Annotated in this window: 16 protein-coding genes; 8 read left to right on the top strand and 8 right to left on the bottom strand. The window is 59.5% G+C overall.

What is annotated here, in order from left to right:
* The first annotated feature begins 19 nt into the window (after positions 1-19).
* From zwf to ACR0LN_RS06290, 3 genes are read left to right on the top strand one after another with little or no spacing between them, the layout of a single operon-like run.
* Positions 20-1,465 carry a glucose-6-phosphate dehydrogenase gene (zwf, locus tag ACR0LN_RS06300; RefSeq protein ID WP_480428472.1) on the top strand — a complete coding sequence of 482 codons (1,446 nt, stop codon included), beginning with the start codon at positions 20-22 and terminating at the stop codon, positions 1,463-1,465.
* A 3-nt stretch (positions 1,466-1,468) separates the two neighbouring features.
* A complete protein-coding gene (edd, locus tag ACR0LN_RS06295) occupies positions 1,469-3,274 on the top strand; it encodes a phosphogluconate dehydratase (protein ID WP_480428471.1) in 1,806 nt (601 codons plus the stop codon).
* Between the two features lie 5 nt (positions 3,275-3,279).
* Entirely contained in the window at positions 3,280-3,912 is a 633-nt protein-coding gene (locus tag ACR0LN_RS06290; protein WP_480428470.1) for a bifunctional 4-hydroxy-2-oxoglutarate aldolase/2-dehydro-3-deoxy-phosphogluconate aldolase, read from the top strand.
* A gap of 262 nt (positions 3,913-4,174) precedes the next feature.
* Here ACR0LN_RS06290 and ACR0LN_RS06285 read toward each other — a convergent pair whose 3' ends face one another.
* From ACR0LN_RS06285 to ACR0LN_RS06275, 3 genes are all read right to left on the bottom strand, one after another.
* Positions 4,175-5,281: a pyridoxal phosphate-dependent aminotransferase gene (locus ACR0LN_RS06285; protein WP_480428468.1), complete on the bottom strand. Its 1,107-nt coding sequence runs from the start codon at positions 5,279-5,281 to the stop codon at positions 4,175-4,177.
* 82 nt (positions 5,282-5,363) lie between these two features.
* Positions 5,364-6,071 (bottom strand): phosphatase PAP2 family protein, encoded by a 708-nt coding sequence (locus ACR0LN_RS06280; RefSeq protein WP_480428467.1) that lies wholly within the window; start codon positions 6,069-6,071, stop codon positions 5,364-5,366.
* Between the two features lie 45 nt (positions 6,072-6,116).
* Complete coding sequence (locus tag ACR0LN_RS06275; protein WP_480428465.1) at positions 6,117-6,287, bottom strand: hypothetical protein; 171 nt, start codon at positions 6,285-6,287, stop codon at positions 6,117-6,119.
* 170 nt (positions 6,288-6,457) lie between these two features.
* Here ACR0LN_RS06275 and ACR0LN_RS06270 point away from each other — a divergent pair, with 170 nt between their 5' ends.
* Positions 6,458-7,240 (top strand): crotonase/enoyl-CoA hydratase family protein, encoded by a 783-nt coding sequence (locus ACR0LN_RS06270; RefSeq protein ID WP_480428464.1) that lies wholly within the window; start codon positions 6,458-6,460, stop codon positions 7,238-7,240.
* A gap of 15 nt (positions 7,241-7,255) precedes the next feature.
* Here ACR0LN_RS06270 and ACR0LN_RS06265 read toward each other — a convergent pair whose 3' ends face one another.
* Entirely contained in the window at positions 7,256-8,416 is a 1,161-nt protein-coding gene (locus ACR0LN_RS06265) for a benzoate/H(+) symporter BenE family transporter (protein WP_480428463.1), read from the bottom strand.
* Between the two features lie 138 nt (positions 8,417-8,554).
* Positions 8,555-11,716, bottom strand: a complete 3,162-nt coding sequence (locus tag ACR0LN_RS06260) for a valine--tRNA ligase (protein WP_480428462.1) — start codon at positions 11,714-11,716, stop codon at positions 8,555-8,557.
* A 141-nt stretch (positions 11,717-11,857) separates the two neighbouring features.
* Here ACR0LN_RS06260 and ACR0LN_RS06255 point away from each other — a divergent pair, with 141 nt between their 5' ends.
* On the top strand, positions 11,858-14,149 hold the full coding sequence (locus tag ACR0LN_RS06255) for a xanthine dehydrogenase family protein molybdopterin-binding subunit (protein WP_480428461.1): 2,292 nt from the start codon (positions 11,858-11,860) through the stop codon (positions 14,147-14,149).
* Positions 14,127-15,203 carry a DUF2235 domain-containing protein gene (locus ACR0LN_RS06250; protein ID WP_480428460.1) on the top strand — a complete coding sequence of 359 codons (1,077 nt, stop codon included), beginning with the start codon at positions 14,127-14,129 and terminating at the stop codon, positions 15,201-15,203. The genes ACR0LN_RS06255 and ACR0LN_RS06250 overlap by 23 nt, the downstream gene beginning before the upstream one ends.
* Before the next feature lies 1 nt (position 15,204).
* Here ACR0LN_RS06250 and ACR0LN_RS06245 read toward each other — a convergent pair whose 3' ends face one another.
* Both ACR0LN_RS06245 and ACR0LN_RS06240 read right to left on the bottom strand, forming a co-directional pair.
* Positions 15,205-15,903, bottom strand: a complete 699-nt coding sequence (locus ACR0LN_RS06245; protein WP_480428459.1) for a hypothetical protein — start codon at positions 15,901-15,903, stop codon at positions 15,205-15,207.
* A gap of 187 nt (positions 15,904-16,090) precedes the next feature.
* Positions 16,091-16,666: a GcrA family cell cycle regulator gene (locus ACR0LN_RS06240; protein ID WP_170332657.1), complete on the bottom strand. Its 576-nt coding sequence runs from the start codon at positions 16,664-16,666 to the stop codon at positions 16,091-16,093.
* 126 nt (positions 16,667-16,792) lie between these two features.
* Here ACR0LN_RS06240 and ACR0LN_RS06235 point away from each other — a divergent pair, with 126 nt between their 5' ends.
* The gene (locus tag ACR0LN_RS06235) at positions 16,793-17,596 is read left to right on the top strand and encodes an ABC transporter permease (RefSeq protein ID WP_480428707.1); all 804 of its coding nucleotides are present in this window, start codon (positions 16,793-16,795) and stop codon (positions 17,594-17,596) included.
* Here the strand turns inward: ACR0LN_RS06235 and ACR0LN_RS06230 are convergent.
* Positions 17,578-18,468 carry a DMT family transporter gene (locus tag ACR0LN_RS06230; protein WP_480428457.1) on the bottom strand — a complete coding sequence of 297 codons (891 nt, stop codon included), beginning with the start codon at positions 18,466-18,468 and terminating at the stop codon, positions 17,578-17,580. The two genes, ACR0LN_RS06235 and ACR0LN_RS06230, sit on opposite strands and share 19 nt — an antisense overlap.
* A gap of 294 nt (positions 18,469-18,762) precedes the next feature.
* Between ACR0LN_RS06230 and ACR0LN_RS06225 the strand changes: the two genes are divergently transcribed.
* Positions 18,763-19,950 (top strand): acetylornithine transaminase, encoded by a 1,188-nt coding sequence (locus ACR0LN_RS06225; protein WP_480428456.1) that lies wholly within the window; start codon positions 18,763-18,765, stop codon positions 19,948-19,950.
* The last annotated feature ends 65 nt before the right edge of the window (positions 19,951-20,015 follow it).

The raw sequence follows: 20,015 nt of genomic DNA, 5'->3' as shown, positions 1-20,015 counted from the left end.
GAACTGAAGGAGCCCGTCGATGGTTTCACGCGTAATTCCGGTTAACCCGTTTGACCTGGTGCTGTTTGGTGCAACCGGCGATCTGGCACAGCGTAAGATACTGCCGGGCCTCTATCACCGGTTCGAAGTGGGGCAGATGCCCGAAGACGCAAGGATCATCGGCACCGCCCGTTCGGACATGGACAGCGACGCATTCCGTAACCAGCTTCTCGGCTCGATGAAGGAATTTGCGCCGGAATACAAAAAGGATGTGCTGGACAAGTTCCTCAGCCAAATCGAATATGTCCCGGTTGACGCATTGGGTGAGGCCGGTTGGGCCGATTTGGCCAAAACCTTGCGCCCGGATGTGGTGCGTGCCTTTTATCTGTCGGTTGGCCCAAGCCTGTTTTCAGGCATCGCACAGCGGTTGCATGATCACGGTCTCGCCACACCTGACAGCCGTATCGTGGTGGAAAAACCCTTTGGTCATGATCTGGCGTCCGCAAAAGCGCTGAACCAAGGTCTACGCGCCTGTTTTGAAGAGCATCAAATCTATCGGATCGACCATTATCTGGGCAAGGAAACGGTGCAAAACCTGATGGCGCTGCGCTTTGCCAATTCCCTGTTCGAGCCGCTGTGGAACTCGACCCATGTCGATCACGTGCAGATTACCGTCGCCGAAACCGTCGGGGTTGAGGGGCGCGGTGCTTACTATGATCAGTCCGGCGCGATGCGGGATATGATCCAGAACCACCTTGTGCAACTCTTGTGTCTGACGGCGATGGAACCGCCCTCAAAGTTCTCGCCGAACGCGGTGCGCGACGAAAAGGTCAAGGTAATCGAAGCGCTGGAGCCTGTCGAGCCGAAGGATATTGCCCGCGGTCAATATCGTGCAGAACATGGTCAGGGTGGATATGTCGATCATGTCGGTAACCCGGCCAGCCGGACCGAGAGTTTCATTGCTCTCAAGGTCCATCTGGGCAACTGGCGCTGGGCAGGGGTGCCGTTCTATCTGCGCACGGGCAAGCGCCTGCGGGCACGGGAATCCGAGATCGCCGTGTTCTTCCGCGATCCGCCGCATACGATTTTCCCCAATGTCGGTCCGCTTCACGGCAACGTGCTGGTGATCCGACTGCAACCGGACGAGGGGATTACACTGCGTACAACCATAAAAGACCCCGGCCCAGGCGGTTTCCGCCTGTCCGACGTGGCGCTGGACATGAGCTTTGCCGACGCACTGGGCGCCGAAGCAAGTGCCCCCGACGCCTATGAGCGGCTGGTGATGGATGTCATTCGCGGCGACCAGACCCTGTTCATGCGCGGAGACGAGGCCGAGGCCGCCTGGGCCTGGGTCGACCCTATCATTCAGGGCTGGGAAGATCGCGGTGATCGCCCTGCGCGTTACGATCAGGGCAGTTCAGGCCCCGAAGAAGCATTGATGCTGATGCATCGCGACGGCCGTCGCTGGCGTCAGATCGGAGGTTAAATCATGGTTCATTCTGTCATCACCGACGTCACGAAGCGGATCGTCGACCGCAGCGCGGACCTGCGTGGCCCGCATCTGGAACGGATGGAGCACGCTAAATCCAAAGGCCCTGCGCGTGGGCATCTGTCGTGCAGTGGTCAGGCACATGCTTATGCCGGGGCTGGGACGGATCAGCAGGCGATGGCGACTGGTACGGCCGGAAATCTCGGTATCGTTACCGCCTATAACGACATGCTGTCGGCCCACCAGCCGTTCGAACGCTACCCGGGTCTGATCCGTGACGCGATCCGCGCCGCGGGCGGCACAGCGCAAGTCGCTGGCGGCGTACCCGCCATGTGCGACGGTGTCACGCAGGGCGAGGCGGGGATGGAGCTGTCCCTGTTCTCACGCGATGTGATCGCATTGGCGACTGGCGTGGCGCTCAGCCACAACACCTATGACGCCGCCGTGTTCCTTGGTGTGTGTGACAAGATCGTCCCCGGCCTGATCATCGGTGCGCAAGCCTTTGGCCATCTGCCCGCCGTTTTCCTGCCCGCCGGTCCAATGACCAGTGGCCTGCCGAACGACGAAAAGGCCAAGGTCCGTCAGCAATTCGCCGCCGGAGAAGTCGACCGCGACGCGCTGATGAAGGCGGAAATGGCCGCCTATCACGGCCCCGGAACCTGTACGTTCTACGGCACTGCCAACACGAACCAGATGCTGATGGAGTTCATGGGCCTGCACCTGCCGGGCTCGAGCTTCGTCAATCCCAACACGCCGTTGCGGGATGCGCTGACTGAAGAGGGCGCGCGCCGCGCGTTGTCACTGAGCGCACTCGGGAACCACTATACCCCTGTTTGCCAAATCCTCGACGAACGTGCCTTTGTGAACGGAATCGTTGGCCTCATGGCTACGGGCGGGTCAACCAACCTTCTGATCCATCTGATCGCCATGGCGCGTGCGGGCGGTATCGTTTTGGATTGGCAGGATTTTTCCGACATCTCTGCCGTGGTTCCTTTGGTCGCGCGGGTCTATCCCAACGGGCTGGCGGACGTGAACCATTTCCACGCCGCAGGTGGTCTTGGCTACTGCATCAGCACACTGCTAGAGGACGGGCTTCTGCACCCCGACACGCTGACCGTCGCGGGGCAGGGTCTGCACAACTACACCAAGGAACCCAAGCTGAAAAACGGCGAACTGGTCTGGGAAGAGGGCGCAGGCCACAGCCTGAACGAGAAAATCGTGCGCCCGGCCAAAGACCCGTTCCAGCCCACTGGCGGCCTGTCGCGCCTGACCGGCAATCTGGGCACCGCCGTCATGAAAGTCTCGGCGGTCGCTCCTGAACATCAGGTGGTTGAGGCCCCCGTCCGCGTATTCCACGATCAGGATGAAGTCAAAACCGCGTTCAAGACGGGCGAGTTCACTGACGACGTTATCGTCGTTGTCCGGTTCCAAGGCCCCAAGGCCAACGGGATGCCCGAACTGCACTCGCTGACCCCGATTCTTTCGATCCTGCAGGGCAGGGGGCAAAAAGTGGCACTGGTCACCGATGGTCGCATGTCCGGCGCGTCGGGCAAGGTTCCAGCCGCGATCCACGTCTGCCCGGAGGCGTTGGATGGTGGCGCAATCGCTTGCCTGCAGGACGGCGATCTGCTGCGCGTGGATGCGGTAAAGGGCGAACTGGAAATCCTTACTCCGGGTGTGCTGGATCGCACGCCTGCCACTGCCGACCTCTCGGCCAACCAACACGGCGTCGGGCGCGACCTGTTCGGCACCTTCCGCGCCAATGTCGGATCCGCCGACACCGGTGCCAGTATTTTCGGAGTCTAATCCTCATGTCAAAAACCGAACGTACCCGCGAAATCTGCAGCCTGGCCCCTATTGTCCCGGTTTTGGTTGTCGATGACGCAGCGCATGCCCGCCCTCTGGCCGAGGCGCTGGTCGCTGGTGGTCTGCCCGCACTTGAAGTCACCCTGCGCACCCCTGCGGCGCTGGATGTAATCCGCGCAATGGCCGAAGTACCCGGCGGCGTGGTCGGCGCGGGCACTTTAGTTACTCCCGAAGACGTTCGCGCAGCGAAAGAAGCAGGCGCGCAGTTTGGTGTTTCGCCCGGCGCAACCGACACGTTGATCGCCGCCTGCGAGGCTGAGGGTCTTCCCCTGTTGCCCGGCGCAGCGACGGCCAGCGAGGCGATGGCCCTGCTGGAAAAAGGCTATGACATGTTGAAATTCTTCCCGGCCGAAGCTTCGGGTGGCGCACCTGCGCTAAAGGCCATTGGGGCGCCGTTGCCTCAAATTACCTTCTGTCCAACCGGTGGTGTGTCACCCTCAAACGCCCGCGATTATCTCAGCCTTTCCAACGTGGTCTGCGCTGGCGGCAGCTGGGTCGCGCCCAAGCAGATGGTAATCGATGGCGACTGGGCCGGGATCGAAGCGCTGGCACGAGACGCCGCCAAGCTGAAGGGGTGACTCCCGCATAATCGGAGCTTGGGTCGGGTCGTCTCTCAAAGGTCGATCTGATTGATTTTGGCATGACCGGAGCCTGAGACTTGGAACGCATTGCGTAAGTTTTGGGTGCCGCCAAAGACTATCAGACAATGATCGTTCTGACGTTCCACGCTGGCACGTCGATTTCGATCCGTAACGACAAGCCGGTCTTGCAGGCTTTGCTGGACGATCTGAACTACCCCGCGCGTTGGCGATAGATTGAACCGCCCGCAGCTACGCCGGTTCAAGTCGTGCTTTTGGCCTCCAACAGCGCTTTTGGTAGCGCTGCGGCAAAGGCATCCAGATCAGCCTCCGTGCCACAACTGACGCGAATGCAACGATTCTGCGGCGCGGCAAAAGGCATCCGGACAAAGATACCTTGCTCCACCAGCGCGTCCAATACCGCCTTGGCAAAGGGACCATCGCGTCCGCAATCGATCGCCACAAAATTCGTGGCCGACGGCAGTGGCTCCAGCCCGTTTTCTCGCGCGATCTGGCTAATTCGGTCACGCGCCGTGACGATCTGTGTTTGTACATGTGCAAGCCACTCGCCATCCTGCAACGCCGCCAGCGCGCCTGCCTGCGCCGCTCGGTTCATGCCGAAATGATTGCGTACCTTGTTGAATGCGGCGATCAGATCCGGTGCGCCAATAGCATATCCAACACGAGCCCCGGCCATGCCGTATACCTTTGAAAACGTGCGCATTCGGATCACGCGGGGATCATCTGCCGCAATGATCGCCGCTGTCCCTTCGGGGGCGCATTCAACATAGGCTTCGTCCAACACAAGTAGGCAACCTGATGGTAAGGCCTCCATCGCTTCGATGATATCGCGGCTACGATGCCAACTGCCCATCGGGTTGTCGGGGTTCGCGAGGTAAATCAACTTGGCGTCCACCTCGGCCGCTTTGGCGAACAGCGTTGCAGGGTCTTCGTGGTCGTCTTGATAGGGCACTTTGTGCAACGTTCCGCCAAACCCGGCCACGTGGTAGTTGAAGGTTGGATAGGCCCCGTCGGACGTCACGACGGCATCGCCCTGTCCGACCAGCAATCGCACCAGATAGCCCAACAAGCCGTCTATCCCTTCGCCGACCACGATATTTTCGGGTCTTACCCCATGATGTTTCGCCAGAGCGTTTGTCAGATCGTGGCTTTCGGGGTCGCCATACATCCAGATTTCCGTCTCGGCCATCGCCTCAAGCGCGCGGGGAGAGGGGCCAAAAACGCTTTCATTCGCGCCAAGCCGGGCTGCAAATGGCGCGCCCCGCTGACGCTCCTGCGTTTCGGGGCCGACAAAGGGCACAGTGGCGGGCAGTGACAGAGCAAGCGGGGTATAGCGAGGGGCTTTCATAGGCGCAGATAAGCGCAGGCCGTGGAATTGGGCAAGCCTTACGCGGTCGCAAGCCGTATTTCGGGTGATGTGTTGAAGAACGTTACTGACCCGTGACTTCAAGAAACATGTGCGCGCTGGAAGACTCCCGCTTAGCATCCCGGCCACGGATGGCATCCAATGCTATTTGGTAGGCCGGCTGGTCTCGAATCACGTCCATGTAGGCATTGCCCAACGTCTGCCCGGAAACAACATCCATGGGATAATGCACACCCCCAATGACGCGGCCATACCCGATCTCACGCCCAAGCTTTTCCAGCTCGTCCATGTGCTGAGGAAAGAGATCTGAAAGAACCGACGTATACACGATGGCCCGGATCGTGTGACCGCTAGGGTAAGAAGTTACCGGAAAAGCAGTCGCGACCGGTTCAACCGCATCGTTCAGCACGAAAGGGCGCGGGATGTCATAGTTCGCTTTGACGGCGTTGTAGTCATTGCGGACTTCATCGATAATTTGATCCAGCGTGTCGCTTAGAACCTGAGTGTCGATCTCCAACAACTCCGTGGCAACGATCGGAGCAAAACGCTCAAGGTTGACGGATTTTTGCACAAACTCAACCTGTTCCGGCGTTCGGCTTTCCTGCAACCACATGACGGCGAACATTTCCTGATCGAACTCAGCAGTACCGGGTTCAGCAGGAGGGCCAATCAATTCGACGGCATCAATACTGTTCGCCGGAAAGAACTTGTCCGCAAGGGCAGGCCCGGCAAAGGTGATGCAGGTAACAACGGCCATGACACTCTTTAACACGGCGACTTCCTTTACGTTCTTATGTTGGCGGAGGCCGAAAACCTGTCAGGCTTCGGCAATCAAGGTTCCCCAACTGGAATAATTACCATTCGTCTCGCATATGATCGTCTCGGCTCCGGTCACCGCATCGGTTCCGAAATAACACTCGGCAAACGCGGGATTGCTAAGAAAGGCCAGGTTCAGGGCGACGAGACCCAAAGCAGCAGTATATTTCATCGTACTCACTCCTATTAGGTGAGCCTCAGATGGCCCTGCTTCATGGATTGGGAAATTGATAAGAGATTAAACTTTCTTAATTCTATGCTGAGTAGATCTGCCCTCACGTCGCAGTGGCATGAAAAGATCTTTCCGGGCATGGTTGGCGAAACCGGATTTAAGAGGCCCGCATGTCACGCGTATCTGTCGAATACAAGGATCACATCGCCCATGTCACGCTGACCCACGGCGACAAGATGAACGCGCTGGACGACGCGATGTTCAAGGCGCTGCTGTCAGCAGGGCAAGAGGTCGCCGCCTCGGATGTGCGCGCCGTTGTGCTGTCGGGTGAGGGCAAAAGCTTTTGCGCTGGGCTTGATATGGTCAGCATGGCAGGACTGGCGCAGGCCAATCCGGCTGAGATGCTGTTGCCGCGCAGCCACGAAGATGCCAACGCGCTGCAAGAAGTTGCTCTGATCTGGCGACGTGTGCCGGTACCGGTGATCTGTGCCATTCAGGGCGTTGCCTATGGCGGGGGTCTGCAGATTGCGCTGGGCGCCGATATTCGCATCGCCCACCCCGAGGCCAAACTCTCGGTGATGGAGATGAAATGGGGCATTATTCCCGATATGGGCGGGATGGTTCTGCTGCCGCAATTGGTGCGCTCGGATGTTTTGCGATTGCTAACGTACACTGCCCGCCCCATCGGTGCCCAGCAGGCCGCCGAATGGGGGCTGGTCACGAAACTATCGGACGATCCGTTGACCGAGGCGTTGGCGCTTGCCGAGGATATCGCGGGTAAAAGCCCGTCGGCTATTCGCGCGGCGAAACGTGTGATCGAAGTGGCCGAAACCAAGGCCCGCGCTGAGGTTTTGCTGGCCGAATCTGCTGAGCAGGTTGACCTGATCGGCAAGCCCGATCAGATGGAGGTTGTGATGGCCCAGATGCAGGGTCGGAAACCTGAATTCAAATGATCCTCTGACAGCGATTCAGGCTTTTCGGCGCAACAGGTAGGCGACGCCGCCCGCCAGCAGGCCCCAGACCGCAGCGCCAAGCCCAAAGACCGTGATGCCTGACGCTGTGATCGCAAAGGTCAGAATGGCGGCTTCACGCTCGGCAGGGACCTCTAGTGCGGCGTGGGTTGCGTTGGCCATCACTCCGATCAAAGCAATCCCCGTCAGCGTGCCCATCAGCAGCGGGTCAGCATGTGCGGCGAAGCCGGTGATGGCTACGGCAAATATGCCGAACAAGCAGTAGAACACGCCAGCCATAACCGCCGACCAGTAGCGCTGGGCCGGGTCGGGATGGCTGTCCTCGTTCGAACACATCGCAGCCGTTATGGCGGCGAGACAGGTGGCTGGTGCACCGAAGGGGGCCGACAGGATGCTGGCCGCGCCGACCGAGGAAAACAGTTTACCTGCGGTGGGCGAATAGCCAAAGCTGCGCATTACTGCGACGCCAGGAATGTTCTGGGTGGCCATTGTCACGATGAACAGCGGGACGCCGATGCCGATGACCGAGGCCAGAGAGAATGTCGGCGTGGTCCAGGCTGGTGCCGACATCAGCTGAGTTGGCACAACAGATGCCTCGCCCGCGTTCAGTATCACGACAATAGCAGCGGCCACGACGGCCGCCGGGACCGCGAACAGACGGTTAACCCGACCAGCGATGAACCATGTCAGGATCACCGGCAACGCTTGCCATGGAAGGTCGACGGCTGCTTTGAACGGTACGATGCACAAGGGCAGAAGTACTCCGCCCAACATCGCTTGTGCCAAGGTCGTCGGGATAGCTGCCGCCAGTCGCCCCAAAGGTCGCCAGAGCCCTGCAAGGACAGTCAACGCACCGGCGCACAGGAAAGCACCCGTCGCCTCAGCAAAGCCCGCAGCGGGCATCGCCGATACGGCCAGCAGCGCCACGCCAGGGGTCGACCATGCCACGCTGATGGGCAGCCGATACCACAGGCTGAGCCCTATCCCCGCGAGCCCCATTGCGATGGCCGCCATCATCAGGCCCGAGGCGGACTGCTGCGCCGAGGCCCCCATGGCCGCCAGACCCTGCAAAACGATCGGGAAAGAACTGAAGAACCCGACGATGGCCACGACCAGCCCGGTCGAAACGGTTTGAAACGGGGGGATTGCGCGCGCCATTTTTGACCTCGGGGGTTGTAACCTGCACTTGCTAGCAATGGTTGGCTTGCCGAGGCAAGTTCTTTGGGTGCAAAAGAAAACCCCGCCGCTGGATGCGCGGCGGGGTTTGGGTTTTGAGTATTTGGGAAAAGATGAAGATCAGGCGATTTCGGCCAGACGGGCGAGCGCTTCGTTCAGTTTCGCTTCTTCTTCTTCGCGGGCGGCGAGGTTGGCTTTGGCTTCCGCAACCACCTCCTCCGGGGCCGAGGCCACGAATTTGGGGTTGTTCAGACGCCCGCGCAGGCCACCCAGTTCCTTGGCCAGCTTACCTTTGGCTTTTTCCAGCCGTTCCTTTTCAGCGCCGATGTCGATGATGTCCGCCAGCGGCAGGCCGAAGGACGCGCCGGGGGCAGCGATCGAGATTGTGCCTTTGGGCAGTTCATCCGCTTTGGTCAGGCTGTCTATCCGCGCAAGACGTTTAATCAGGGCCTCGTTGCGGTCCCACGCGGCTTGTCCGTTCGCATCTATCTCGGTCACCAGCATCGGCACGTAGAGGCCAGCAGGCACCCGCATCTGCGCACGGGCCGAGCGGGTGTTTTCGATGACCGAGATTACCCAATTCATCTCACGATCCGCATCCGCGTCGATCTGGTCGGCGGCGGCGTAGGTCGGCCAGTCGGCGTGGACGACCATCTTGGCGCGGTTACCGGTCAGCCCCCAGAGTTCTTCGGTGATGAACGGCATGATCGGGTGCAGCAGAACCATGCACTGATCCAGAACCCAGCGCATGGTGGCGCGGGTTTCGGCCTGCGCCTCGGTATCGTCGCCTTGCAGCAGGGGTTTGGACAGTTCCACGTACCAATCGCAGACCTTGCCCCAAACAAAGGCATAAAGCCCGTTGGCCGCGTCGTTGAAGCGATAGCTTTCCAGCGCCGCGTCGACCTCTTCGCGTACGCGGGCGGTTTCGCCGATGATCCAGCGGTTCACGGCAGCTTTGGGCTTCAGACCGGCGATATCCAGTTGCGGGACGTCATCGGTGAAGACCTCGTTCATCTCAGCGAAGCGGACGGCGTTCCACAGCTTGGTGCCGAAGTTGCGATAGCCGGTGATGCGCTCGCGGGACAGTTTCAGCACGCCGCCAATCGCCGCCATCGAGGCGTTGGTAAAGCGCAGCGCGTCGGCGCCGAACTCGTCCACGATCTCAAGCGGGTCGATGACGTTGCCGGTGGTCTTGGACATCTTCTTGCCCTTCTCGTCGCGGACGAGCTGGTGCAGGTAGACGGTGTGGAACGGGATCTGATCGACGACGGCCAGTTGCATCATCATCATCCGGGCGACCCAGAAGAACAGGATGTCGAAGCCAGTGATCAGAACGTCCGTGGGGAAGTAGCGTTCCAGTTCTTCGGTCTGTTCGGGCCAGCCCAGCGTGCCGATGGGCCAGAGGCCGGACGAGAACCAAGTGTCGAGCACGTCAGGGTCGCGCCAGACCGGGTACACCAGCTTGGTTGGGTCTTGTTCTACCGCGTACTGTGCAAGGCTTTCAGCGAACTGATGGATCGCTTCCTGCTTGTCGGCGACTTCGATGACAGTCGCGTGGCTAAGTGGGCTCGGGATGTTTGCGTTGTCGTCGAGGAACTTCTCGGTTACGGCCTCAAGGCTGGCTGCGCATTCCATGACATTGCCACGGTGCAGCATTCCGCCTTCGTTCAGCAAACGGCCCAGTTCGACCAGATCAAGGTCGCCGTCATTTTCATCGCCAATGAAGTCATCGGCGGACAGGTCGAGGCCATACCAAACCGGAATCTGGTGCCCCCACCACAGCTGGCGCGAGATGCACCAGGGCTCGATGTTTTCAAGCCAGTGGTAATAGGTCTTTTCGCCCGACTCGGGGATGATCTTGACCGTGCCGTCCTTGACCGCATCCAGCGCGGGGCCGACGACCTTTGCGGCGTCAACGAACCACTGATCGGTGAACATTGGCTCGATGACCACTTTCGAGCGGTCGCCAAAGGGCTGCATGATCGGTTTGCTCTCGACCAGCGGGACCAGCTTGTCTGCGCCTTCGTGATCCGGCTTCAGAGCAGTGGAACCCAGACGCGGATCATCCGCGCGGGTCATCACGGCCAGACCGTCAGCGGTGATCTCTTCCACCACCTTCGCCCGCGCCTCAAACCGGTCCAGCCCGCGCAGGTGATCGGGAACGAGGTTGATCGCGTCGATCTCGTTTTCGGTGAACTCACGCCCACGCGCGTATTCCTGCGCCTTGTCGGCCTCTTCGGCGTAGGGCGCGCCATCGGCCCGCATCGCGCCTTTGGTGTCCATCAGGCGGTACATCGGAATGCCGCCGCGCTTGGCAACCATGTTGTCGTTGAAGTCATGCGCACCGGTGATCTTCACTGCACCCGAGCCGAAATCGGGGTCCGGGTAGTCGTCAGTGATGATGGGGATCTGACGGCGATGCTCTTTCGGGCCAACCGGGATTTCGCAAAGTTTTCCAACGATTGGCGCGTAACGTTCATCCGACGGGTGAACCGCAACCGCGCCATCGCCCAGCATGGTTTCGGGACGGGTTGTGGCGATCGAGATATAGTCGCGCTCTTCCTCAAACACGATGTTCCCGTCTTCGTCTTTCTCGACGTAGGTATAGGTCTCGCCCCCGGCCAGCGGGTATTTGAAGTGCCACATGTGGCCCGCGACTTCGATATTCTCGACCTCAAGGTCCGAGATTGCAGTCTCGAAATGCGGGTCCCAGTTGACCAGACGCTTGCCGCGATAGATCAGGCCCTTTTCGTACATATCGACGAAGACCTTGATCACCGCGTCGTGGAAGTTGGCCGAGTTCTCATGCCCCGTGCGCGGGTCGCCCGCCGCACCGGCCATGGTGAAGGCGTTGCGTGACCAGTCGCAGGAGGACCCCAGACGTTTCAGCTGCTCGATGATCGTGCCGCCGTATTCACCTTTCCATTCCCAGACTTTCTCAAGGAATTTCTCACGGCCCAGCTCGCGCCGACCCGGCTGCTGAGTGGCGGCCAGCATCTTTTCCACCTGCATCTGCGTGGCGATGCCCGCATGGTCCTGACCGGGTTGCCACAGCGTGTCAAACCCGCGCATGCGGTGCCAGCGGATCAGGATGTCTTGCAAGGTGTTGTTGAACGCGTGGCCCACGTGCAGCGCGCCCGTCACGTTGGGTGGCGGGATCATGATGGTAAAGCTTTCGTCGCGCGATTTGTTTGCGCCTGCCTTGAAGGCTCCGGCCTGTTCCCAGGTCTCGTAAATGCGGGCCTCGGCTTCGGCCGCGTTGAATGTCTTTTCCATCGCCATGGGGTGCGTCCTGCGTCATCAATCCTTGGTCAGCGCCTGCAATAGCGAATGCGTGCAGGAAGGGGAAGGGTCTGCGGACGCTCTGGACAACGAACCGGCGCAGCCTAAAGTCGGCCCAACTGGCCGACCTAGGAGCATCCCATGGAAAAATTCGGAAAAAGTCAGTCGGTCAAACGAACCGAGGATCAGCGGTTACTGACCGGGCAGGGGCAGTATATTGACGACGATGTGCCCAGTGGTGCTCTGTTCGCCGCGTTTTTTCGTAGCCCGGTGGCACATGGGCGGATCACGACGCTAGATCTGGACGCAGCGCGTGAAGCCGACGGGGTGCGGATAGTGATGGCCGTTGACGATCTTGCAGAAGCTGGGATCGACACCGTGCTGAACGCGGCGGTATTGACCAACCGGGACGGGTCCAAAGCAGCAGCGCCTGACCGCCATATGCTGGCCAAAGATCGCGTACGTTTTGTCGGTGAGCCAGTTGCGGTCGTGATCGCTGAAACTCAGATGCAGGCACGCGACGCGATCGAGTTGATTTGGATGGAGACAGAGGATCTGCCTGCCAAGCTGGACGTGGACGCAGGCGGCGAAACACTGCACGTCGAAGCCCCCGATAACCGTGCATTTGACTGGGGCATGGGCGATGAGGCCGCAACCGAAGCTGCCTTTCAGGCCGCCGCGCATACCGTCCAACTGAACGTTGCGGATAACCGGGTGATTGTCACTTCGATTGAACCGCGGGGGTGTCAGGCTCATTGGTCTGACGGTCGTTTAAACTTTGCCTACGGGGGACAGGGCGTCTGGGCCATGCGCGGGCAGATGGCCCAGAAGTTGAAATTGGAGCCCGAAGCCATCCGTGTCACTACCCCCGATGTGGGCGGTGGATTCGGCATGAAGGTTATGCCCTACCCAGAATACTTTTGCGTCGCGGTCGCTGCGATGAAACTGGGCCAGCCTGTCCACTGGATGTCTGACCGGTCCGAAGCGATGCTGTCGGATCATCACGGCCGCGACTTGACCTCGCTGGCTGAACTGGCCTTTGACGCTGATCACAAGATCACCGCGTACCGAGTCCACAGCAAGGTGAACCTTGGTGCCTATAACAGCCATTTCGGGCAGGCCATTCAAACCAACCTATTCAGCAAAGTGCTGATGGGGGCCTATGATGTCCAAAAAGCCTATCTGCGGGTCGAGGGGTTCTATACCAACACGACACAGGTCGACGCCTATCGCGGCGCTGGGCGGCCCGAAGCAATCTATGTGTTGGAGCGCATCATGGACCGGGCCGCCCGGGAACTGGGCGTGGACCCGTGGGAGTTGCGACGCAAGAACTTCATCCGGCCCGAGGCTTTCCCCTATAAAACCGCTACCGGCGAAACCTACGACGTCGGCGACTTTGGAATGGTCCTGACCCGCGCGGAGGAGCAAGTACAGGGATTTGCCGAACGTAGGGCTGCGGATGCCGAACGTGGTCTAATCCGGGGGCAGGGGCTGTGCTATTACATTGAAAGCATACTTGGCGACCCGTCCGAGAACGCAAAAATCGAGTTCTGCGAGGATGGAACCGTGAACCTATATGTAGGAACCCAATCGAACGGGCAGGGGCACGAAACGGCATATACTCAGTTCCTGTCGGATCAGACGGGTGTTCCGATGGATCGGATCAAGATTGTTCAGGGCGACACTGATCAACTGCCCAGCGGGGGCGGTACTGGTGGGTCACGCTCGGTTACGGTTCAAAACACGGCCACGCTGGCCACAATCGATGTCATGATCGCCGCATTCACGCCTTATCTGGCCGATAAGATGGGCGTGGAGGAAGGCGGCGTGAGCTTTGACCGCGAAACATTCCGGGCGCCGGGGTCGAACCTGACGCCTACTTTGACCGAAGCGGCCAAGATGGCCCGTGCCGACGGTCGTACCGACCTGTTGCAGCACACGGCGCGTATTACACTAGATGCGCGCAGTTTTCCGAATGGCGCGCACGTTGCCGAAATCGTTATCGATTCTTACACAGGTGAAACTTGGGTCGACCGTTACACGGTGGTTGATGATTTCGGTAATCTTATCAACCCCATGCTGGCCGAAGGGCAGGTGCATGGCGGAGTGGCGCAAGGCATAGGTCAAGCCCTGAGCGAGCGCGTCGAATATGATGCACAGGGGCAACTGCTCACGGCTTCGTTGATGGACTATGCCTTGCCCCATGCCGCCGAGATACCCATGATAAAGTTTACCTCGGCGCCGGTTCCGTCAACTTCTAACCCATTGGGAATGAAAGGATGCGGAGAGGCCGGCACCGTGGGCGCGCTGGCCGCTGTGGCAAACGCGGTTCAGGACGCGCTTTGGGATCACGGGGTGCGACAGGCGGATATGCCATTCACACCTCTCAGAGTTTGGGAATTGTTGACGCATGGTTCTGTCGCGGCTGACTAGAAAGGTACTGGGATGGCTCGGGCGGCCTCTGCGGTCCGAACATTCGGCCGAGACGCTGCACCGCGAACCCGTCAGCCATGTCATTATCCTTGATGGCACCATGTCGACGCTTGAACCGGGGTTCGAGACCCATGCGGGCCAAACCTATCGCCTGTGCCGGGAAATGGGCAGCAGCGTCTCAGTCTTCTACGAATCTGGGGTTCAGTGGGAAAGTTGGAAATCTTCGCTGGATGTGATGATGGGGCGGGGCATCAATAGGCAAATCCGCCGCGCCTATGGTTATCTTGCGTCGCGTTACAAACCTGGTGATCGAATCTTTTTCATCGGCTATTCGCGTGGGGCATACGGGGTACGCAGCCTTGCCGGCGTGATCGACATGATCGGACTGCTCAAGGCCGAACATGCCACGGAGCGCAATATCAAACAGGCTTACCGCCATTACGAATGCAATCCCAACGGCCCGGCGGCGCAAGATTTCCGCCGACAGTTTTGCCACGAGGAAATTGCCATCGAAATGATCGGTGTCTGGGACACGGTCAAAGCTTTGGGTTTGCGGTTGCCGTTGCTGTGGCGTTGGGCCGAAGAAAAGCACGCGTTTCACAACCATCAGCTTGGCCCGGCGACCCGCCACGGCTATCACGCAATGGCACTGGACGAGACCCGCGAGGTTTATGAGCCGGTCCTGTGGACCTGCTCACCCGAGTTTAAAGGCGACGTCCAGCAGGTTTGGTTTCGTGGGACGCATGGGGATGTTGGCGGGCAGTTGAACGGCTACGAAGAGGCGCGCCCACTGAGCAACATCTCTCTGATCTGGATGCTGGACAAGGCCGAGTTACACGGCTTGCCGCTGCCCGAAGGCTGGCGCGATCGTTTCCCCACCTCAACCTCAGCGCCGTCGGTTGGCACCTGGCGTGGCTGGGGCAAGATTTTCCTGCTGCGCAAACACCGGAAAGTTGGAGCGGACCAGTCCGAACATTTGCATGCCTCAGTTTCACGCGATGACCTGCCGGGGTGGGTGCCGATGCCGGATTTACCATCGCATCCGGCAGAGTAGATCAGCTCGGAACACAAACGTTTCGGACTGTTTCTATAAACATATCCTCGCGCTCGACTAAGTCGAAGCGCCACCGTCTTGGGGACCAATTGTAAATGCTTTGCTTGTCTGGACGATCAACAATCATCAAGCCGTGAAAGTACCATTCTGACGTGGACTTATATCCGGTCTTTGTTGTGTAGAATGAAAATCCACGCAAATCACGCAGCGTTTCAATGCGGGAGGTCGGTGCGTGCTTTGCTATACAAAAGGGTGAGCCATCCGCAATATCTCGCGCCTGAATGTGGATCATCGGGATCGTCAAAATCGACCAGAGTGCCACGATTGTCGAGAGCGTCACCCCAAGTTTCGCAAGTCGAGAAGGTTGCGGTTCCTCATCTGACCCTGACCAAATGAGAATGCTGGAGGTGACTGCGATGGTCAGTGTCACGCCATGCAGGATCTCAATGTCCGACCCCAGTGAGAAGATCATCCCCAGAAAAGTCAGTAAGAAGCCGGTGACGATGCAAATTCCTGCGAGAACTTTGGCAAGAGCGGTCGGTATCTGCCGCATCCCCATCAGTGCAAGACCGGCGATGACCAGTGGTATGGCAGGTGCAATCCAGGCCAACAAGTACAGCCCCAGCGCCCATGCTGGCGGGCTGTGGTCGAATTGGTTGGGTTTGAAAATCGACGGATCAATCGGCTGCAAGTAAGCCAAAAAAATCAACGCCGCATAAGTGCAGAACAGGATTTTGGATTTCAGGCGTGGCTGGATGGGAAAATTCCTTGGGCCGAAATCAGTTCGGTGAAACTGGCCATCCGCTTCCGGGCGTTTGGCCAGTCAAAGTTGAAACGCATTTTTTCAGATGCTCAGCATCAATATTGCCGTGCACCTTGCACGGGATTTACCGACGACGGTCGCGGCGCGAGCTCATGGGCTGGAAGGCCACGCCCACGTGGGCCTCGCAATAGGGTTTGCCAGCTTCAACCGGCAGGCCGCAGAACCAAAAATCCTCGGTCGCGGGGTCACCGACGGGCCATTTGCAGGTCTTCTCGGTCAGTTCCATCAGCGTCAGCTTCTTGGCTTTCTTTTCGACCTCATTGACCTTGGCAAGCGCCTCGGGGCTGATTTCGTTAGCCGAGGGCTGCGGCGGCAGGGGTTGGCCAGCCGGGATGATCTGGCGGCGTGCTGGCACAGCGGGTTTTGCCTCAGCCGCAGGGGCAGGGGCCGGTCGCGCCGGTTCGGTCTTGGGCGCGGGTTTGGGCTTGGCCTCGGCCTTGGGCGCGGGTGCCGGTTTTTCTTTCGGTTCGGCCTTGGCGGGGGCCGCACCCGTGGCGCGGTTCGACAGGCCCAGACGGTGCACCTTGCCAATTACGGCGTTGCGGGTCACGCCGCCCAGTTCCTTGGCGATCTGGCTGGCCGACTGGCCCTCGCCCCACATTTTCTTCAGCAGTTCTACGCGCTCGTCAGTCCAGGACATCATTTGCCTTTCAAAAGCGGAAAGCGGCCCCGGATTCGGGCCGCCTTGGGAATTCGTCTCAGCCCCCTATTCTAATCACTGCGGACCGAGTTACAAGCGGTCTTCGAATCAGGTTGAGGTCAGATGATGCAGATTCCCCTTGAGCAGAACGAACGCCGTTTCGGAGCGGTCAACTGGATGGGTCTATTTACCTTGGCCCAGCGTGAGACACTGCGCTTTCTTGCAGTCTGGACACAAACCCTGCTGGCGCCGCTTGTAACCGCGGGCTTGTTCCTGCTGATCTTCAATATTGCCATCGGAACCAGCCGGCCTGATGTGATGGGGGTGCCGTTTCTGACTTTTCTTGCCCCGGGCATCATGATGATGACCGTGATCCAGAACGCCTTTGCCAACACCTCGTCTTCGATGGTGATCGCCAAGGTGCAGGGCAATATTGTTGACACCCTGATGCCGCCGCTGTCGCCGTTGGAAATCCTGCTGGGCTATCTTGCCGGGGGGATTGTGCGCGGTGTGTTGATCGCTTTGGTCGTGGCCCTGGCCCTGGCCATAGTGTTGGGGCTGATACCGAAAAACCCATTGATTTCGCTTGTTTTTATTGTATTGGGCGGCGCCTTTATGGGCGCGCTGGGGCTTTTGGCTGGCATTTTCGCGGTCAAGTTCGATCAGATGGCGGCGATCACCAACTTCATTGTCACGCCGCTGGCCTTTCTGTCTGGCACCTTCTACTCCGTCGAGGCCCTGCCGCCGATCCTGAACCGTCTTAGCCATGTGAACCCGGTATTCTATCTGATTGACGGGCTGCGCTATGGGATGATCGGGGTGTCCGACAGCTCTCCGTGGCTGGGGATGGCGGTCTGCGCGGGGGCGACACTGGTGGTTGGCGCTGCGACCTGGCAGATGCTGCGGACGGGTTACCGGCTCAAGGCTTGACGCTGCCGCGCCTCGCGCCAGACCAGGATCAGACCACCAGTCAGAATGATGACCGAACCGACCTGGCTGATGACATCCGGGATCACGCCGAAGACGGCGAAATCATAGAAGGCTGCAAAGATCAGCGTGGCATAGCTGATCGGCGCCACAAATGACGCATCCGCCCGGGCCATCCCGTTGACGAAACAAGCTTGAGCGCAGGCCATTAGAACGCCGATCCCGGCCAGTGCGGCCCATTGTTGTGGTGTGGGCATCTGGAAGACAAAACTGACTGCGACCGAAGCGATAGTCAGACCCATTGCATTATTGATCAGCAGAATCTGGATCGGGATTTCCCGGCCCGACAGCTTCTTGATAAAGATCAGTTCCATCCCGATCACCACTGCTGCCGTCAGGGCCAGCAGTGCCGCGGGCTGAAAACTGGCCGGTGTCGGGCGCAGCAGGATCAAAGCCCCGGTCAGAGCGACCGCTGCCGCCAGCCAGCGCCACGGACCAACCCCTTCTTTCAACAGCGGAATCGCCAGAACCATGGCGAAGACTGGGTTCAGGAAGGATATCGCTGTGGCATCTGCCATCGGGATAAACGCGACCGAAGCGAACATCAGCGTAATACCGACCCAGCCAAAACTGGTCCGACCGATGTGCAGCCCCCAATGCGGGCGGCTCAAGCGCGGACGCAGAACACCAACTGCGCTCACGATCACCAGAAACGCAAACATGAACCGTCCGTGGCTGATCTGCATCGGGTGAAGCGCCGGGCCCAGCGTATCCGTCCCAAGCGCCTTGGCCAGCAGAGTGGTGCCTGCCAACAAGGCGCTGGCTGCGAAGATGAGAAGAGCCGCAAGGGTGGGGTTCTGGCGTACGGGTATCATCCCCAAGCGGTGCGTCAGCGGGCGGTAAATGGCAAGTCGTAAATGCCGGGTCTCGAAATGAAATTTCAACTTTGGCGAATTTCAGGGTTTTCAGGTGCCCCGCATCCGGCTATACGGCCAAGCATGATCAAACACGCACATATCCTGCGCCTCCGACGCCGACGCTTTACCGCGTAACCGGCCCGTTTGATCTATTGCGCGCTGTAAATCCGCGCAAACCCCACCAAATCAGTTGACGAACATGGCTCTCGTGTATCACTCACAGGGCTAAACTTATGAGAAAAGGATGATCCGATGATCCCGTCCGTTCTGCCAACCTATAACCGTGCGCCCCTGACTTTCGCGAAGGGTGAAGGCGCCTGGCTGACCGAGGCGGATGGCCGACGTTTTCTGGACCTCGGCGCCGGGATCGCGGTGAACGCGCTGGGCCACGCGCATCCGGCGCTGGTCAACGCACTGACCGAGCAGGCGCACGCGCTGTGGCATGTCTCGAACCTGTATCACATCCCACAGCAGCAGGCTTTGGCCGACAAGCTGGTCGAGCACACCTTTGCTGACACGGTGTTCTTCACCAACTCCGGTACGGAATCCTGCGAACTGGCTGTGAAAATGGCACGCAAGTATTTCTATGACAAAGGCCAGCCCGAGCGGGTCGAGATCATCACCTTCGACGGCTCGTTCCACGGCCGGTCGTCCGCCGGTATCGCGGCGGCCGGGTCTGAGAAGATGACTAAGGGTTTTGGTCCTCTGCTACCCGGTTTCGTGCATCTGGCATTTGGAGACCTCGACGGCGTCACCAACGCCATCACCGACAAAACTGCCGCTATCATGATCGAACCGGTTCAAGGCGAAGGCGGCATCCGCCCGGTCCCCGACGCGGAAATGAAGGCGTTGCGTCAAATCTGCGACGACAACGGTCTGCTGCTGATCCTTGATGAGGTGCAGTGCGGAGTCGGCCGGACAGGCAAACTGTTTGCTCATGAGTGGGCGGGCGTCACGCCAGACATCATGATGGTTGCCAAAGGCATCGGCGGTGGTTTCCCACTGGGCGCAGTTCTCGCCACCGAATACGCCGCGTCTGGCATGACCGCAGGTACGCATGGCTCGACGTATGGCGGCAACCCGCTGGGCTGTGCCGTGGGATGTGCGGTCATCGACCAAGTCGCCACGCCCGCTTTCCTTGAAGGTGTAAACCGCAAGGCGGGGCTGCTTCGCCAGAAACTTGAAGGCTTGATCGCCGAGCACCCTGAGGTCTTTGAAGAAGTGCGCGGCGTGGGCCTGATGCTGGGCCTCAAATGCAAGCCGACTAATATCGACGTGGTGAATGCGGGCTATGACAATGAAGTCATCACAGTCCCTGCCGCCGATAACGTCATCCGCCTGCTGCCACCGTTGACGCTGACCGAGGACGACATCGCCCAAGCCATGATCCGCCTCGACAAAGCCGCCAATCAGATCGAGGCCAGCCTCGCCAGCGCCTGATCTTCATCTTTTCTAAAATACTCCGGGGTCCGGGGGCAGCGCCCCCGACCACCGATAGCCAAAAG

The organism is Ruegeria sp. AA6 (assembly GCF_056542865.1).
Note: the sequence above shows the minus strand (reverse complement) of the source record. Positions and strands in the feature narration are given on the sequence as shown.

Excerpts from the sequence above, each read along its gene's own strand:
- zwf (WP_480428472.1), top strand. The coding sequence starts at position 20 with ATGGTTTCACGCGTAATTCCGGTTAACCCGTTTGACCTGGTGCTGTTT.
- edd (WP_480428471.1), top strand. The coding sequence starts at position 1,469 with ATGGTTCATTCTGTCATCACCGACGTCACGAAGCGGATCGTCGACCGC.
- ACR0LN_RS06290 (WP_480428470.1), top strand. The coding sequence starts at position 3,280 with ATGTCAAAAACCGAACGTACCCGCGAAATCTGCAGCCTGGCCCCTATT.
- ACR0LN_RS06285 (WP_480428468.1), bottom strand. The coding sequence starts at position 5,281 with ATGAAAGCCCCTCGCTATACCCCGCTTGCTCTGTCACTGCCCGCCACT.
- ACR0LN_RS06275 (WP_480428465.1), bottom strand. The coding sequence starts at position 6,287 with ATGAAATATACTGCTGCTTTGGGTCTCGTCGCCCTGAACCTGGCCTTT.
- ACR0LN_RS06270 (WP_480428464.1), top strand. The coding sequence starts at position 6,458 with ATGTCACGCGTATCTGTCGAATACAAGGATCACATCGCCCATGTCACG.
- ACR0LN_RS06265 (WP_480428463.1), bottom strand. The coding sequence starts at position 8,416 with ATGGCGCGCGCAATCCCCCCGTTTCAAACCGTTTCGACCGGGCTGGTC.
- ACR0LN_RS06260 (WP_480428462.1), bottom strand. The coding sequence starts at position 11,716 with ATGGCGATGGAAAAGACATTCAACGCGGCCGAAGCCGAGGCCCGCATT.
- ACR0LN_RS06255 (WP_480428461.1), top strand. The coding sequence starts at position 11,858 with ATGGAAAAATTCGGAAAAAGTCAGTCGGTCAAACGAACCGAGGATCAG.
- ACR0LN_RS06250 (WP_480428460.1), top strand. The coding sequence starts at position 14,127 with ATGGTTCTGTCGCGGCTGACTAGAAAGGTACTGGGATGGCTCGGGCGG.
- ACR0LN_RS06240 (WP_170332657.1), bottom strand. The coding sequence starts at position 16,666 with ATGTCCTGGACTGACGAGCGCGTAGAACTGCTGAAGAAAATGTGGGGC.
- ACR0LN_RS06235 (WP_480428707.1), top strand. The coding sequence starts at position 16,793 with ATGCAGATTCCCCTTGAGCAGAACGAACGCCGTTTCGGAGCGGTCAAC.
- ACR0LN_RS06230 (WP_480428457.1), bottom strand. The coding sequence starts at position 18,468 with ATGATACCCGTACGCCAGAACCCCACCCTTGCGGCTCTTCTCATCTTC.
- ACR0LN_RS06225 (WP_480428456.1), top strand. The coding sequence starts at position 18,763 with ATGATCCCGTCCGTTCTGCCAACCTATAACCGTGCGCCCCTGACTTTC.